The 16,267-nt window shown below is 37.1% G+C and carries 13 protein-coding genes; 9 read left to right on the top strand and 4 right to left on the bottom strand.

Going from position 1 to position 16,267, the window contains the following annotated elements:
• Nucleotides 1-79: 79 nt before the first annotated feature.
• From JWG40_RS18740 to JWG40_RS18730, 3 genes are read right to left on the bottom strand one after another with little or no spacing between them, the layout of a single operon-like run.
• On the bottom strand, nt 80-1,024 hold the full coding sequence (locus JWG40_RS18740; protein ID WP_205287276.1) for a tRNA dihydrouridine synthase: 945 nt from the start codon (nt 1,022-1,024) through the stop codon (nt 80-82).
• Nucleotides 1,025-1,039: 15 nt separating this feature from the next.
• On the bottom strand, nt 1,040-2,803 hold the full coding sequence (locus tag JWG40_RS18735; RefSeq protein WP_205287275.1) for a thiamine pyrophosphate-binding protein: 1,764 nt from the start codon (nt 2,801-2,803) through the stop codon (nt 1,040-1,042).
• A 35-nt stretch (nt 2,804-2,838) separates the two neighbouring features.
• Entirely contained in the window at nt 2,839-4,452 is a 1,614-nt protein-coding gene (locus JWG40_RS18730; RefSeq protein ID WP_205287274.1) for an FAD-binding dehydrogenase, read from the bottom strand.
• A 753-nt stretch (nt 4,453-5,205) separates the two neighbouring features.
• Here JWG40_RS18730 and JWG40_RS18725 point away from each other — a divergent pair.
• The 4 genes from JWG40_RS18725 to JWG40_RS18710 all read left to right on the top strand — a co-directional run bounded on the left by JWG40_RS18725 (nt 5,206) and on the right by JWG40_RS18710 (nt 11,717).
• Entirely contained in the window at nt 5,206-7,710 is a 2,505-nt protein-coding gene (locus JWG40_RS18725; RefSeq protein ID WP_205287273.1) for a methyl-accepting chemotaxis protein, read from the top strand.
• A 100-nt stretch (nt 7,711-7,810) separates the two neighbouring features.
• The gene (locus JWG40_RS18720; protein WP_205287272.1) at nt 7,811-8,689 is read left to right on the top strand and encodes a hypothetical protein; all 879 of its coding nucleotides are present in this window, start codon (nt 7,811-7,813) and stop codon (nt 8,687-8,689) included.
• 61 nt (nt 8,690-8,750) lie between these two features.
• Entirely contained in the window at nt 8,751-11,168 is a 2,418-nt protein-coding gene (locus JWG40_RS18715; RefSeq protein WP_205287271.1) for an LA_1737 family protein, read from the top strand.
• 3 nt (nt 11,169-11,171) lie between these two features.
• Nucleotides 11,172-11,717 (top strand): NADPH-dependent FMN reductase, encoded by a 546-nt coding sequence (locus tag JWG40_RS18710; RefSeq protein ID WP_205287270.1) that lies wholly within the window; start codon nt 11,172-11,174, stop codon nt 11,715-11,717.
• A gap of 384 nt (nt 11,718-12,101) precedes the next feature.
• Here JWG40_RS18710 and JWG40_RS18705 read toward each other — a convergent pair whose 3' ends face one another.
• A complete protein-coding gene (locus JWG40_RS18705; protein ID WP_205287269.1) occupies nt 12,102-12,668 on the bottom strand; it encodes a myxococcus cysteine-rich repeat containing protein in 567 nt (188 codons plus the stop codon).
• 191 nt (nt 12,669-12,859) lie between these two features.
• Between JWG40_RS18705 and JWG40_RS18700 the strand changes: the two genes are divergently transcribed.
• The 5 genes from JWG40_RS18700 (at nt 12,860) to JWG40_RS18680 (ending at nt 16,249) form a co-directional block, all read left to right on the top strand.
• Nucleotides 12,860-13,066, top strand: a complete 207-nt coding sequence (locus tag JWG40_RS18700) for a hypothetical protein (RefSeq protein ID WP_205287268.1) — start codon at nt 12,860-12,862, stop codon at nt 13,064-13,066.
• Between the two features lie 340 nt (nt 13,067-13,406).
• A complete protein-coding gene (locus tag JWG40_RS18695; RefSeq protein ID WP_232369492.1) occupies nt 13,407-14,135 on the top strand; it encodes a DUF1554 domain-containing protein in 729 nt (242 codons plus the stop codon).
• 84 nt (nt 14,136-14,219) lie between these two features.
• On the top strand, nt 14,220-14,816 hold the full coding sequence (locus tag JWG40_RS18690; RefSeq protein ID WP_205287267.1) for an NAD(P)H-dependent oxidoreductase: 597 nt from the start codon (nt 14,220-14,222) through the stop codon (nt 14,814-14,816).
• A 1-nt stretch (nt 14,817) separates the two neighbouring features.
• Nucleotides 14,818-15,723 carry an alpha/beta fold hydrolase gene (locus JWG40_RS18685; RefSeq protein WP_205287266.1) on the top strand — a complete coding sequence of 302 codons (906 nt, stop codon included), beginning with the start codon at nt 14,818-14,820 and terminating at the stop codon, nt 15,721-15,723.
• A complete protein-coding gene (locus tag JWG40_RS18680) occupies nt 15,707-16,249 on the top strand; it encodes a PadR family transcriptional regulator (RefSeq protein WP_205287265.1) in 543 nt (180 codons plus the stop codon). Before JWG40_RS18685 ends, JWG40_RS18680 begins: the two co-directional genes overlap by 17 nt.
• The last annotated feature ends 18 nt before the right edge of the window (nt 16,250-16,267 follow it).

Here is a 16,267-nt window from a genome sequence, read left to right as displayed (position 1 = left end):
AAAGTGAACCAATTTAATTAGGTAGATAAAACCAATCCATTGTCAGTCGTAGTTGGATCTCAATACAAAAAAATCTGTCCTATGCCATGGTTACTTGCGCATTCAGATACTTTGTAAAGTCATCCAAGTTTGTGAATCGTTTTACCGTTTCAAAATCTTTTTCAGCTTCCGGATACTCACGCGATAAATAGTGTAACCATTGTTTGATTCTTCCTGCCCGGCTTTTTGCTTCCATATCTGTTTCTAAACTCAACCAATACTGGAACAAAATTTCTTTCATTTCTTCCCATGGGAGGCTTTTATTTCTGTCTGTGCGAATCATTAAAGCAAGGGCTGGGTTTGCAACGACACCTCGTCCAATCATAATGTCGTGGCAGCCAGAAACTGCAAGACACCTTTTAGCATCTTCGGCAGTCCAAACTTCTCCATTCGCAACAACAGGAACCTTTACTGCAGCACGAATTTTTGCGATCCAATCCCAGTAGGCAGGAGGTTTGTATCCATCGGTTTTCGTTCTGGCATGGACGACTATTTCTTCGACTCCTCCCTCTTCTAGAGCTTTTGCACAAACTAGCGCTAGTTCTGTGGAATCAAAACCTAATCGCATTTTTGCAGTGACTGGAATGTTTTTGGGAACGGCGCTACGAATCGCTTTTACAATGGCAAACATAAGATCGGGTTCTTTGAGGAGAGCCGCACCTCCCCGGTTACGGTTCACTGTGGGAGCAGGACATCCAAAATTAATATCAATCCCGTATGCACCGAGAGAGGCCACCTTACTTGCGTTCTCTGCCATACAAATGGGATCGGAACCCAGAAGTTGCACCTTCACTGGAACGCCTGCTTTGGTTCGGCATCCTTCATACAACTCGGGAACATAACGGTAAAACCGGTGTGAGGGGAGAAGCGTATCATTCACTCGAATGAATTCGCTGACACATTCATCAAACCCACCTACGCGTGTTAGGGTATCACGTAAGCGGTAATCGAGAAGTCCTTCCATGGGTGCAAGTAAGATACGCAAGAAAAAATAATCATCCTATCCCGTCACTTTTCTCACGAGGGCTCGACTGATCATTCTCAATTTTGTAGCAAAGGGAAGGCGTTTTAGATTCGTTCCCACAATTCCTTGGGTGAAACGGGTTTTTTTACTGTAATCAATATGGACATCCAAAATGACGGGGTTCCCCTGTTTGGTAAGGTTCCAAGCGGCTTCTAACTTTTCTTGAATCTCGCCATTTGTTTCTATACGAATATATTCGGCACCGGTAGCAAGGGCGATCCCTTCAAAACGTGTGGCCCCAAGAACCGTGCAGGTTTTGCGATTGTAAGGAACTTGTTGGGCCTGTGCGATTTGGGATAACTCACCATCATTGAAGACGGCAAAAATCGCTCCGATATGGTTTCTACTGGCAGTCACAATTTCCATACAGGTCATAAGGAAAGCACCATCTCCTATGATACCCACCACTGCCTTGTCGGGGTTGGCTAGTTTTGTGGCGATCGTTGCCGGCACCGCATAACCCATACAATTAAAATCAGTCGGAGAAATCATATGCCTTGGTTTATGGATCGGCATTAGTTCTGCTGTAAGAAATGTATGGTTGCCATCATCCACCACAACAAAACCATCATCGGGAAGTGTGGAACGCAAAACGCTGAAAAATCTTGCAGGATTGACTCTATCCTTGCTGTCATGTTGGAACCATTCTTCCGTGTACGCTTTTTTATTTTTAAGAATCTCTAATTGGATTTTTTGTCTGTGGTCATTCCGGTTTTGTTTGGTTTCATCTAACTTAAGTTTGAGTTTTTTTACCAATTCGGGTAATATTAATTTAGCGTCGCCAGTAATGCCTACTTTGGCTGGATAATTGGCACTTAATACATCGGGGTTGATGTCGATATGAATGAGATTTTTGGGAACAGTCACTCCAAAGCTTGCGGTAGCAATTTCGGCAAAACGAGTTCCTACCGCAAGTAAACAATCACAATCAGAAAATGCTTTTGTTGCCGCAGGAACTGCGGCAGCGCCAAAACTCATTCCGCAATGCAAAGGATGATTCCCTGGAAATGCACTTAAACCCTGTAAGGTGGTCGATACTGGTGCACCTAGTAGTTCGGCAATTTCTATCGTGGATGTTGTTGCGTCGACCGCCCCCCATCCTAAAAACAAACCAGGTGACTTGGCCTTCGCCAATAGTTCCACAGCCTCGTCTATACTTGCAAAAGGAAATGGTGGATAGGTTATAGTTTGTGCCTTGCAGTAATCTTTGTATGTGCGAAGGTTTTGTACCGGACCAGTATATAGCTGAATATTGACTGGAATTTCCACAAATACAGGCCCTGGCTCTCCACTAACAGCGATTTGATACGCCTCGTAAAGAGTTTCCACCACTTCGTCTTGCGATTTTACTTTAAATGTTTTTTTAGTAATGGGTTTGAGCAGTGTATGTTGGTCCATATCATGCAGTTGGTATTTAAATTGTGAATCACTTCGAACTCCGCCGGCAATGACGAGCATGGGAATGCCATCTAAAAAAGCTTCTCCGATCCCGCTTGCTGCATGAGTCACTCCTGCTGCGGGCACAATGAGTAAGGTCCCAATGGAATCACTGGTACGACTGATGGCATCGGCCATAAAGGCACCACAACCTTCATGGGTGACTAACATCGGGGTGACGGAATCTGAACTATTGAGTTCATCATAAATTTCGGTATTGTGGACTCCGGGAATTCCAAAGGTATAACGAACTCCAATTTGTTCCAGAGCATATCTTACTAACCAAGCACCTGTTTTATTCATGTTTTTATTTCCTTTGTGATTACTTATTACTTTCTTTAAACACTGACACCGATCGACTTTGCCGCAGCTCTTGCAGTCAATATACAGCCAGAGAGAAAAGTTCCTTCTAGAGATTTAAAACCACTTGCACCACCACCACCAAATCCCGCAGCTTCCCCAATTGCATATAAACCTTCGATCGGTGCACCTAACGTATTTAATACGCGACTTTGTAAATCGGTTTGAATTCCCCCAAGGCTTTTGCGGGTAATGAGTCGCAGTTTGATGGCAATGAGAGGTCCTGCACTTGGATCGAGAATGGGTTTGGGTTTGCAGGTACGCACTCGATCGGAGCGCCAAGATCTAGCATGTTGGATCCTTCTTAATTGGTCGTCGTTCCAAAGCCCTTTTCCGCGCCGGATCATATCATCAAACTGAGTCACTTCGTTTTTTAATACTTCGAAATCAATTGCTTGGTCACCATTTAAGCGATTCATTTGATTCACAAGTTCCCGTAAATCATGAGCCACGATAAAATGATCACTTTCTTTTTGTAACTGTCGCACTAAGCGGTGGTTGCCGAGTAAAACTTCTCTTAGGAAGGAAAATAGTTTTCGATCTCGGATCATGGGATTGTGTTCCGAACCCGAAACTGCCAGTTCTTTGGCGGCAATTCGCCAGTTTAACAGTTGCCAGGTGTAGGGTTTGTCTAATTGCGAAATTCGACGACAAAGTTCATTGGTATCAAATCCGGTCACCATTGGTTCCGGTCCAAGCCTACGGCCACTATGGTCCAACCACAAGGCAGACTTACAGGGGATCAAACTGAGCCCATGGGCTTCGAATTCTGGTTTGGGATTGGGAATCCCTGCTGCATAATTCCACATCTTATCCAGATGGGTAAGATTGCCACCATGCCGACTCACAGCATCATGAACTAGTCCATCAGCAAAAGGATGGGAGCCGTTGAGCATTTCTGTAGGTGGCTTCCCCCAAGGTTTGTACCAGTATTCTCTTACTTTATCGAGGCATCCTGTAATCCCACCGGTCGCTACGACCACATTTTCGGCAAAAAAAGATAAATTATTCTGTTTCGCATTCTCCTGTTCGGCGATACAACCTACAATTTTTCCATTCTCTTGGATCAAATCAGTTACTTTATGCTCAAAAAGATAAGTCAAACGGTCATTACTCGGATGATTTTTTAATAATTCTTCAAAACGTTCCACCAAACGATGGCCAGTTCCCCAGAGTACATGGTAACGAGGCACTGAGTTTCCCCTCTTGTACTGTCCTCGTTCCACCCAATTGACAACGGGAAAAAACTTTAAGTCGAGACCGAGTAACCAATGATAAACCTGTTCAGCACTTTCATGGACATACTGTTTGGCCCACTGCTTCGGTAAAACATCGTGTGGACCAAAATCGGCGAAGGAATGCCAATCATCCAAGGCAATCGCAGGACTATCTTTGATCCCTAGACGCCTTTGCAGTGGAGTGCCAACTAAAGCCATACCACCAAATGATAATTTGGCGAGTCCACCAATATGTTGCTTGGTATTTCTTTCAATGATTAAGACCGTTTTTCCTTGATTTAGGCATTCGAATGCCGCCACCAAACCAGCGATCCCCGCTCCGATGATAATGACATCGTTTTTCTTTACGACCACTCTGAAATCCTCCGATTACTTTTTGTAAATCAAATGGAACTTACTTTCGCTTCTTGTAAAATGGATCGCTAAGTTTTGTTTAAAGCGATATTTTTTATGTAAGAATGTACACGATAATACTTTAAATGAAACAAAAGCGACTCGTTTTTTATAAGTTGTGAAATTCAAATATTAGAATGAATTTAATAACATGCGTGAGGTGTTTTGAATTTTATAATTATAACTAGAATAGTTCTAGAAAATATGGTATTTTTTTTGTTATAGATAGCAATTGTTAGCTTATTTTTTGTATTGGATCAGTTTTATCGGAGGATCGATTGTATGAAAGGAATTATCTTTTTATTCTTTTGGTTCATTGGTGATGTTTGTGCGTATAGACTTGAAGTTATTTTTTCCTCCTTATGAAATCCCACCGCTTCCCTTGTTTGGTTTTGAAATGATTTAAGTAAAAAATATTTTTTGAAAATAATCTTTCATAAAAAAAGTTTATAATTCAAAATTGTTAAAGTAGAATTGGAAATTTATTTCCAAAAGAAAACCAATTCTTAGAAAATTGATTTGAATGGGAAAAAATTTGCGCTGCTTAGGCCATGTTTCGGGAAGCATTTTTTTCCAGATTAGCGTAAAAAAAGAATTTCCAACTTTTGCAATTAATGAATCAATCTTGGATTGCTTTTTCCATTTTTCTTTTTTCTTAATTCCTCCGATTTCGTTTCCCTTTCTATTTTTATTATAGCCTTTGGGGAGTATGGTATGACTATTCAGGTGAAAATTCCGCAGAACACAACTCTATCCATCAAAACAGATTTGCGTGGTAATATAGTCTCCGTTAACGATGATTTGGTTAAATTGAGCGAATTTGGAAGAAGTGAGTTACTCGGCCATTCCTTCAAAAAAATACAACATCCAGAAACTCCGGAATCGATTGATTTCAACATCTTCAAAACTTTGAATTCAAATGAGCCTTGGAATGGAATGTTGAAAAACCAAACTAAGTCAGGTAACTATTTCTGGGCAAATACAACCATCACCCCTTATTACGATACCGAAGGAAAAACTGTAGGTCACATGTACGTGGAACGCGCTGCCTCAGAAACCCAAATCAAAACTGGCGAGCAGTTCTATCTGAATCCAAAGACACAACAATCGGGATTTACTTTAAATCCTAAAAAGATACTATATAAATTTAAAATTAAAACAAAACTTTTGTTTGTCTTTGGACTTATGGCCATAATGATGATGGTTTTAGGTATCAATTTAATCTTAATCAAAAAAACTGAATATGAAGATTCCTTCAATCGACTGAAAGGTGCAGAATACAATTTAAGTCTTGCGAAACTGATGCGACTAACTGCAAAACATAGGGGTCTTTTGGCTCGAGTTTTAAGTGCGGATTTATCAGCCAAAGAACCTTCCTTAAAAATCGAATATGAATTAGATTCCGCTTATCAAAAATTTTTAGAATTAAATGAGGAGGAAGGGAAACACTTTCATGTGTATGAATTGTCCAAAGAAACTTATAAAGATTGGAAACACCTTAAAGAAGTAAACCTTACTTTAACACCTAAAGAAAGTTATATCGCCCATGTAAGTCTGATTAAAAAAATGTTGAACGTGAATAGTGAGGTAGGGGAATCCTCTGGATTATTTTTAGATCCTGATAAAGATACTTACTTTATGATTGATGTTTCCCTTTCGAAACTACCTTATTTGGCTGAAAAACTTGGTCAACTTCGCGCTACAGGATTGGCATATTTAGGAAAGAGGGAAAAGGCCGAAGATTCAGAAAAGATTTTGATTCAAGAAATTATGGGAGCCACTCTCGGACACTTTGAATCAATTTCAGTAAGTATAGCATTTATTACAAAGTTCAATCCCGATAGTAAAACTATCGTTGCTACTTACAAAGATGCAGTAGCGGATTTCCCTTCCTTACATGCACTCATTCAAAATAGAGTTATCAAAGAAAAAATACCAACGGTAAAACCTCTAGAATATTACAATGCTACGACCAATTTGATCGACCAAATTTTTAATGTGAACGAAATTATCTCAAAACAACTATCTGAAAAATTTTTGCAGCGAGCCCAGGTTGCAAAAAATTACGCTTTAATAATCACACTTGCTACGGTAGCCATTCTTATCTTTTTTATTGTGCTTCAGTATTTAATCATACAAAGCATCATGTCTGTAATTAGAAATAGTACAAATATCATTAGTCAAATCGTACGTGGATCGGGAGAGCTAAAAGAAAATTTAGATTATGGAATTCATGATGAAATTGGAGGTCTATTAAAATGGATGGGAGTTTTTATCTTAAATATTACTGAAATCGTATTTATCTTAAGACAAGTTTCTGGCGAGTTATCTGATAAATCAAAAGAAGCGGCAAATTTAGTGCGTAATTATTCCGCAACAACACAGGACCAAGCTGCTTCCACCGAAGAAACTTCTGCGGCAACAGAAGAGTTGGCCGCCTCTGTGGATAATGTTTTTTTAAGTATCTCAACTCAAGCTGACCACTTAAAAGAAATCGAAAAAGTGACTTCAGACTTCAAAATCGCAATGGCAGAAGTTGCCAATGCAATGTTAGGGATGACAAATCTTACAGAAGAGTTTTACAAACAAGCAAACGACGGAATGTTAACCACGAAAAATACTGCGGATTCCATTCATATTGTGAATCAAAAAGCAGAATTGATCGATGAAGTTGTCAATATTATCAATGAGATCTCCGATCGAACCAACTTACTCGCGCTTAACGCAGCCATTGAAGCCGCAAGGGCAGGTGATCTCGGTCGCGGATTTGCAGTGGTTGCCGAAGAGATAGGAAAACTTGCCGAACAAACGGCTCACAACACTAGAAACATTCAAGCCTTAACTACAGATACTAAAACTGCCATTAAAACTAGTGTCGGCCTAATGATGAATACAGAAGCAAGTTTTAGAGAGTTACTGAACAATATTTCTAAGATTCAAGAAACGGCAAAACTTGTGAGTTCTGCGCAGGACAAACAAACAGAAGATACTAATCGTATTGTGGAATCAGTTCATAAAATCAATGAAAATTCGCTACATATTTTAAATGCTGCATCTCAAGAAAAAATAGCAGTCGAAGAAATCTCCAAATCCATCGAAACGATAGCAACTGGAACACAAGTCATTGCTGATAATTCATTGGTCCTTCTGGAAACAGCAAAAGACATTGAAGTTACAGGAGAACATTTACAAACAGTTGTAGAAACGTATAAATATTAGTTTTGAAGCTTTTTTGTAAACGATTTTGTTTTGTCTTTGGTTATCCGAAAAAGAGATTGTTTATTACAAATGGAATACTAACTATATCTTTTATATTTAAATGAAACCTAACAAATTCCGTAGTTTAACATTTGTTTTCCTAATCTCCTTTGTGTCCTGTGCTACGCAGGAAGTGCATATTCCAAAATTAAACCTAAATGGTAAGCTAGCGCCTGCTCAGTTTGTCAAAAAATTAGAATTCTCCGAGTATATACTTCCCAACCTCTCTGGATCTATAGAAAGACCTAATTCTCGGGGAGAATTGTATTATGGTATTTTACGAGATAAAGAAACCAATCGAATGGTAAGAAGTATCGCTATTTTAGTTGATACTAAAGACTTAGGTTTAGAACCAGAAAAATATTTACAATACCCTGTTTATTATGCAATCAATATGTCTGAAAATTTTGGATTTAGACAACCTTTAAGCTACGAATATGATATTCGAAGGGCCAATGATTTGGCTCCTGTTTATATGCCTGTTTATGCTACAGGTACTGTAGTCGCTCTTGCTGCCTTCGGAATTGTCTATGTAGCATTTACAGGTACAGCCTTTATCTTTGGAATGGGAAAAGGAACATACGAATTCACAGAAGACATCATGGAAGGCATTATTATATCTAATGAAGAAATCGTACTCGGTTATAACGATTATCAATATGATAAGGAAGGAAAACTGATTAAGATATCCACTTACCTCCCTTATCGTTCAATTTCTAAGTCCGTGATTCCATTTTATGACCGCTATGGAAAAAAACAAATCGGCCAAATGTATCCCTCTTCTAAACCAATTTTAGTTTCCGAAATCAATTATCAATATGCATATACCAAAGCTTCTTCGATTTTTCCCAAATCAGCGGAGATCATTGAACATTTACCTAAGAAAACAAAACAACTGGTGCTTCTTCCCATGAATGAACAACCCAAAATAAGAAAGTAATTTCTTGCATAAAAATGGCAATGCCTATAATGATTCTATGGCTGTTAGCATTTTCTAAGGAATGACAATTATTTTTTATAAAAACATTTTAGTTTTCAATCTCTTTGTTTTATCATACGGAATCTTTGCAAAAACTTGGCCTGATCTAGAATCAGAAAAGGAAATAAAGGTTTATGGAAGTGAGCGAAGTGCTAAGTTTATTGCCAGTAATATTTTCTATGACGTAGAAAATTGGACAGACCATTATTCTGTCCGAGTCTTGGGTTTCTATCGCTATTATGACTACCCAAAAGCAAAGACAAAATCTGTATTTCCTTTCTACTATCATATACAAAGCAAATCAGATAACCGCGAATACAAACGAATCATCAACGTAAATCGAACCAAAGAAAAAGATTCAGTGGATCAATCTTTTTATCCATTGGTTTTCTGGGGAAAGGATATAAACAGTTCCTATTTAACCACAATTCCCTTTTTCTTTTCTCACTCGAACGAAACAAATAGCAAATTTGGCTTTCCCGTCATCCCATTGTTATACTATCACAATCGAAACACCAGTGTCGAAAATAAAAATCATTATACTCGTCTTTTCACTTTATTGCATTTGGAAGTAAGTGAGAAAAACGGTCTTCATAAGTTTTCGTTTTTCCCGTTAGTGTATTATTCGAAAGAAAATTACTTATTCCTTCCTTTACTTTTGTATTATAATAACTATCATTCCAATAAGAATGAATATTGGTTGGGGCCTATTTATTATTCAAATGATAAGGCTAAGGAAGAGCGGCTATTAGTTGGCTTCCCCTTCCTTGCACACTACAGAGCTCCCGGGAAGGAATTCGATCTTGTTTTCCCAATATATCTTAACTATTCGGACTCGGAAGAAGACTACCATTTCAATTTGTTATGGTATACGAAAACAAACTCTGCTAATGTGAATTTATCAACTAACAATAGTGATTTGTATGTCGATTTTGACTTTGGCGTTTTATACAACTTAGTTGGATATTCACAAAGAACCAAAGTTCTGAATGGAGACTTAGATTCTAAGAAAACAAAATCGATCGAAATAGATAATCCCAAGTTGGTAAAAAAAAGAGAATTCAACCGAGAGAATAGTGATAGTTTTATCGGTTATAATTTTCTTTTCGGAATTTTCTCTTATGAGAGGGCCGATTCCAAAAGGCATATTCGATTATTACCCCTTGCCTGGTTTACTTGGGACGAAACATCGAAAGACAATGTCGTATTATTACCGCCTTTTTTTCCGATTTGGTTTAGTTATCAATCTGACGATTTGGAATACAAAGTATTGTTTCCGTTATATGGAAAACAAAAAGATAAGGATTCAGAATTTCGGGCTTATCTTTTGAACATTTATCTGACCGAGGATATTAAAGAAAATAACAGAAAGGAACGTTCGTATCTTTGGCCTCTGGTGAATGTCTATGAGTCGAATGTTGATTCTGGTCATAGGTTCCTTCCATTTTATATTCATCGAAACTATCAAAGAGAGGAATATTCCGATAGTCATACATTCACATTATTATCAGTTCATAAAAAGAGGACAGGAGCCTCCTTGGTCAGCACGGAATTTTTATTTTGGCCTTTATGGATTTCTTATGAAGATCGAAATCCCTCTCGTTCAGAAAGGGAACAGACTGTTTGGGTAACTCCTTTTTTCTATCGAAACATAAAAGGCAGTCGAACAAGAACAAATTTTTTATGGTTTGTCGATTGGGAGTGGTATAAAGAGCGAAATTATAGTAGTAGCTCAAAAACTAAAATAGAAGAGGATTCAAAAGAAGAAAAATTATCTCATCTATTAGTTTTTCCTTTCTATAAAACAGATTCTAGTTTTTCTGTGATTCCATTTTCTTTTAATTATTGGCATAGTGACGGTTTTACAACGTTTACATTTTTTAATTATTTAAAATGGGAAAGAAGCGGTCATCATTATAATTTTCTATATTTAATAGAATCAGAAAATACTGAATCTGATTATAGGATCAGAAGTTTGGGTGATTTACTTTGGAGTTTTAAAAGAGAACCATCTCAGATCAATCGAATGACTTTTCTTTGGTTAGGCTATGATGACAAATCTTATAATACCATATATAATTTTTTTCCAATCGTAAGGACTGCCGATGCAAAGAAAGAAAAGTCAAGGTTGTATGGGCCATTTCTTTATTATCTTTTTGATTCGGAAGAAGAAAAAACGGAACTAATGATGGCTGGGCTCGGTTATTATCATAATGAAACTAAATATGATAACCAATATTCAACTTACGTATTGTTAGGTGTTTTGTATCAGGAAAAAACGGAAATTGAGAGGGGATACATTAAGAGGGGAAGTTTATGGGGTTGGCTCTGGGAATACCAGACAGAAGACAATGGCTATGAAAAATTCTCTATATTGAAATTATTTTCTTACAGCAAGGAAACAGATGGAACCAAAAAAATTATGGGAATGTCTATATAAAACATGAAAGATTCGAAAACAAAAATTCTCGCCATTTCAGGTGGAATTAGCCCTACATCGTATAACAAAAAAATTCTGCAAACCTTACAAAATTCTTTTTCAGAAGAATGTGAATTCAAAATTTACGATGAGATTGAAAAGTTTCCTTTTTTTGCCTCTGGCATTTCTGATGAAGAAACACCAATGGTAATCAAAGATTTTTTAAATAAAATTCAAATTGCTGACGGGGTTTTTATTTGTTCACCTGAATATGTATTTAGCATTCCAGGTGTATTGAAAAATGCGTTGGAATGGGCTGTTTCTTCTGTTGTGTTTACAGACAAACCGGTAGCCTTGATTACAGCAGCCTCCGTCGGAGAAAAAGCACATGAATCATTACTGTTAGTTTTGAAAACAATAGGTGCTAAATTATCGGAGGAAACAAATCTTTTGATTTCTGGAGTGAAAGGAAAAGTTTCTTTGGATGGTCAAATTACAGATGAACCGACGAAACTTGCTATAAAAAACTTGATGGATGTCTTTTTGAATTCCTTAAAGCAAGCTGAGTGAAGACTTCTCTTAAATCGTTTTGATCAGTTTTGTATTTCGATAGTAATACTTGTTCTGGCTGGACTGATAGTGTCGGCATCGACCTTGGATATGAAAAGTTTTCTATTGTAAAAAAATTCCTTATTCCAATGAACCTTATACAGCCAAGAACATTATGGAGATTATAATTTAGAGATATATCTATTCAATTTTGGCTTGAATTTGGCGATCTCAATTTTCAACTTTTTGAATATGGGAATTGATTTACTATATATTTTGCTCAAATTTAGTGAAAATAGGGCGAATTTGAAAGTTATTCTCTAAAAGTGGAATGTTTTCAATCTATCTTGAAATTTTCAAGATTAAACAATCAGATTGAAAACAATGATTCATAGAAATTTTGCTTTATATATTAACACAAACGGAAGGTGACGAATTGTTGCAAGAAAATCCGGCTTCTACTCTACATGTATTGTTACATCCATCTCCATTCACCAAGTTACCATCATCGCAAGCCTCGTAGGAAACCTTCACTCCATTCCCACAAATATTACAATCTGCAGTAACGTCAGTTATATTCGAGGTTCCGATGGTTCCAGAGGCTTTATTCGTAATTCCACATGTCACTCCATTTGGATTTGAGAGAACCGAAACAGAGTAACTGCTATTTGACTTGATTGTTGTGCTAAACAAAAAATTCCCTAATGTATTTCTAGAGAGGTTGTTTGCTCCATTAAGTTGCAAAACTAATGTTCCTCCATTCAATTGACCAGTTAATGTTCCTCCAACACTTTGATATGTGTCTGGAATTTGAGCCTGGCTTGTTTGCGAAACTATTCCAATAAGTGTAAGTAGCGAACTTTGGCTCGCTTCGTCATTTTTTTTATCTGCTATTTCACAGCTTAATAAGGACATAAGTGTTAGCATTAACATTACTGAAATCATTCTATTTGATATGGATATTGTTTTCACATTTTTCTCTTTTAACAAGAGTTAAGTAATGGTAAGTTTTGTGTAAATAAAAATTTTAAAAATAAAGAATATCTGAATTGGTTTAATTAATAAAGTTGAATATTCTTACCATTATCTTCTGGACTACATGCATTTGATTGCCAATACAAATGTAACCTCATTTCTGCAATTTCCATTTCTAGTTGTGAATGATGCTGGATCACCAAATGTATGGCTTTGAAGTAATTCTTGTTATGGCATCGGTGGCAGCACATGTTTTGAATGGACAGTTAGCATTAGTGACTACTATAGCTGTAGGGTTTGTCGCAAATATTCTGACAAAGCTCTGTTTGGTGGGGATGGATTATGAAGTAAGTAAAAATATTGAAGTTCAAAATTTGAATTACATCCAATCATAGGTCGAAAACGTTGTTCTAATTTCAATTTATGGTTATGGCTGAACTTAAGTCGAATGCGTTCTTTTTTCTTGTTATGCGACTTTTACTCAATCTTTCGTTCCTTTTTTTGATTTCATGTGCTAATGGATCTTTGAATAATACCTGTGATATCAGCTCAAAAGCCTATGCGGAAACTTCTGCTTAATTAGGTTTTTTAGGACAAAAACATCATCCTTGTTATCCGGGCCTGCAAATTGTAAATAACCCAGGGCTCAATGTTAGTTCGACAACTGGAACCATCGCTGAGTTTGGTGGGAACTCTCTCCAAGGGTCGTCTCTTTCTTTTGGTTTGTATTTAGGAATGGCGCCAAAAGATCCAGTGTCTGTGCAAGTAATTGTAAGTAATTCAAGTTATGCGACTGTTTCTCCACCTTCTTTTGTTTGGACAAGCTCTGACTGGAGTGTAACTAAAAGCATTGCGGTAACCGCTGTAAATGATACCATCATCAATGGAACTCGCAATTTTTCGATTCGATTAGTCGTCACTTCGAATGATTCCTCAATGAGACTGCAAGATCAAATCATCTCTATGGAAATCATAGACAATGATAAAATTATTTTTACAACTTCAAGCAGTTATACTGGAATTTTGGGAGGGGTTTTTGGTGCTGATGCCATTTGCCAAGCGGATGCAAAATGCCCTGTAGGTAAAATTTGTAAAGCCATGTTAGCCGATGGTGGTTCTGGCGTTCGTAGAGCCTCCTTAACTGCTGGAGTAGGTGATGGGCAAATCGATTGGGTTCTCAAACCATTTTCTACCTATTTGAGAAATGACAGTCCGACGGTGATTGGAACTACAACTGCCGCTTCTCTTTTTACTTTTCCCATCGTGGGGATTCGACCTACCTCTGCCACCGCTTGGACAGGTCTGAGTGCAGATTGGACAAACAATGGCAATCATTGCGGATCATGGACTGTGGATTCTGGTAATGGAAATGCAGGGGATACAGCAGGAACAGGCACCGCAGCAATCGGTTTTAGCAGCTTTCCTTGTAATAGCAACTTACCTTTTTATTGTGTAGAACAATAATTCAAAAAACTCTAAATTTCCTCATTGACAATCTATATCTATTAGATATAGCTAGAAAATATATCTGGTAGATATGGAGTTATTATGAAAACAAAGGAAAAGAATATTCTTGTTGTTCTTGGTCATCCGAACCCAAATTCACTTTGTGGTCATTTAGCCGAAAGTTATGTGAATTCGGCAAAAGAATCTGGTCATACTGTTAGTTTTTTGAAACTTTCGGAACTAAAATTTGATTATAATTTATATTCGGGTCACAAAAAGGATTCCATCCAAACTCTTGAACCTGATTTAATTCAAAGTCAAAAATTAATATCTGAAGCCGATCACATGGTGTTTGTATTTCCTAGTTGGTGGGCCAGTATGCCTGCAGTTTTAAAAGCATGGATTGATCGTGTATTTTTGCCTGGTTTTTCTTTTAAGTATCGAAAAAACTCTCCACTTCCCGAAAAACTACTGTTAGGAAAAACGGCTCGTATCTTGGTTACGATGGATGCCCCCAGTTGGTACTATAAATGGTTCAATAAATCACCAGGTGTACAATTGTTAAAGTTTGGTACACTAGAGTTTTGCGGAGTGTCTCCAGTGAAAGTAAGTATTTTTGGACAGGTGAGAACTCGAAAACAAACAGATATTTCCAAATGGACAAAAGTTGTAGAGTCTTTGGCGATTCAAGGTAAATGATGTGAATTTTTATAATCCAGAATTAAATGAGTTTGAACAAAGTGGTAAATATTTAAATTTTCAAGGTCATTCTATTTTTTATCGAACGCTAGGTGAGGGTGAAAATTTATTTCTTTTACATGGATATCCATTCAATAGTTTCGATTGGAATTTAGTCATTCCCAAATTATCCAAAAACAGGAAGATTATACTTTTGGATTTTTTAGGAATGGGGTTTTCGGATAAACCTAAAAATCATAAATATACATTCGAAGAATATGCAGAAATAGTGAATGCAGTCGCAAAACACCTGAAAATAAAGGAAGCAGATATTTTAGCTCATGATTTAGCTGTGAGTGTTGTTCAGGAAATGTTAGCATCATCGGAAAAAAATCTGTTTAACATCCGCTCTGTTGCTTTTATGAATGGAGGTTTGTTCACTGACGTCTACAAACCTAGACTGATCCAAAGGCTGTTATCACAGACTCCCAATGTGATAGGAAAATTTTTAAGTAAAAAGATGAGTCGTAAGTCTGTAGAAGTTTCTTTGTTTCGAGTGTTTGGAGCAAACACTCAACCAGATTCTCATTGGTTAGGAATCTTTTGGGAAATTTTGAATTATAAGGAAGGCAAATCCATAGCTTATTTGATTGGCCGAATGGTTTTTGATAAAGTGCGTTATCAAAAACGTTGGATCGGTGCCATGTCGGATACAACGATTCCATTTTGTTACATCTGTGGACCAGCGGATCCAAACTCAGGTAGACATATGGCAAATCGTTTTTTAAAAAGTTTTCCCACAAAACCCGTATATTTTTTATCAGAATTGATTGGGCATTGGCCTCAAATTGAGTCGCCAGAAGAAGTTTCGAGTAAATACTATCAATTTAAAAAAGATTTGGAACATTCCAATGAAACGAGAAAGTAAAACACAATATGCATTGTTGGGAATTCTTTCCCAATGTGAAATGAACGGATATGAAATCCGAAAATACATAGAGTCTACGATTAGTTTTTTCTGGAACGAAAGTTTTGGCCAGATATATCCAACACTTTCTAAGTTAGAAGAAGAAGGTTTGATTCGCGAATGGGAGAAAACGGATGTTAGTGGGAAAAAGAAAAAAGTATATAAAATCACTCGTCCTGGCTTAGAAGAATTCCGACGTTGGATGGACGAATCACCAATCCAATCTAATAAAAGAAACGAATTATTGTTTAAGGTATTTTTTGGAAGGCATATGAATCCGAAATTATTAACCCAACAATTAGAAGAAGAGATTCGTAAACAAAAGGAAGATTTAAAATCATTGAAGGTATTTCAAAAAGAATTAGATAGAGATTGGGACAAACACCCAGATCAAGAATATTGGTCTTTGACGCTCGAATTCGCAGAAAAACAAACAAAACTGAATTTAGATTGGATTGAAAAAGTTAAGAGTAAAATCAAAACCTGAGTCTCTGTTTCAATTTGT

Origin of the sequence: Leptospira abararensis (assembly GCF_016918735.1) — a bacterium.
GTDB classification, from domain to species: domain Bacteria; phylum Spirochaetota; class Leptospiria; order Leptospirales; family Leptospiraceae; genus Leptospira_A; species Leptospira_A abararensis.
Note: the sequence above shows the minus strand (reverse complement) of the source record. Positions and strands in the feature narration are given on the sequence as shown.

Bases quoted from the DNA above. Each gene is read 5' to 3' on its own strand.
- JWG40_RS18735 (WP_205287275.1), bottom strand. From the start codon at position 2,803: ATGAATAAAACAGGTGCTTGGTTAGTAAGATATGCTCTGGAACAAATT.
- JWG40_RS18725 (WP_205287273.1), top strand. From the start codon at position 5,206: ATGACTATTCAGGTGAAAATTCCGCAGAACACAACTCTATCCATCAAA.
- JWG40_RS18720 (WP_205287272.1), top strand. From the start codon at position 7,811: ATGAAACCTAACAAATTCCGTAGTTTAACATTTGTTTTCCTAATCTCC.
- JWG40_RS18715 (WP_205287271.1), top strand. From the start codon at position 8,751: ATGACAATTATTTTTTATAAAAACATTTTAGTTTTCAATCTCTTTGTT.
- JWG40_RS18710 (WP_205287270.1), top strand. From the start codon at position 11,172: ATGAAAGATTCGAAAACAAAAATTCTCGCCATTTCAGGTGGAATTAGC.
- JWG40_RS18700 (WP_205287268.1), top strand. From the start codon at position 12,860: ATGCTGGATCACCAAATGTATGGCTTTGAAGTAATTCTTGTTATGGCA.
- JWG40_RS18695 (WP_232369492.1), top strand. From the start codon at position 13,407: ATGGCGCCAAAAGATCCAGTGTCTGTGCAAGTAATTGTAAGTAATTCA.
- JWG40_RS18690 (WP_205287267.1), top strand. From the start codon at position 14,220: ATGAAAACAAAGGAAAAGAATATTCTTGTTGTTCTTGGTCATCCGAAC.
- JWG40_RS18680 (WP_205287265.1), top strand. From the start codon at position 15,707: ATGAAACGAGAAAGTAAAACACAATATGCATTGTTGGGAATTCTTTCC.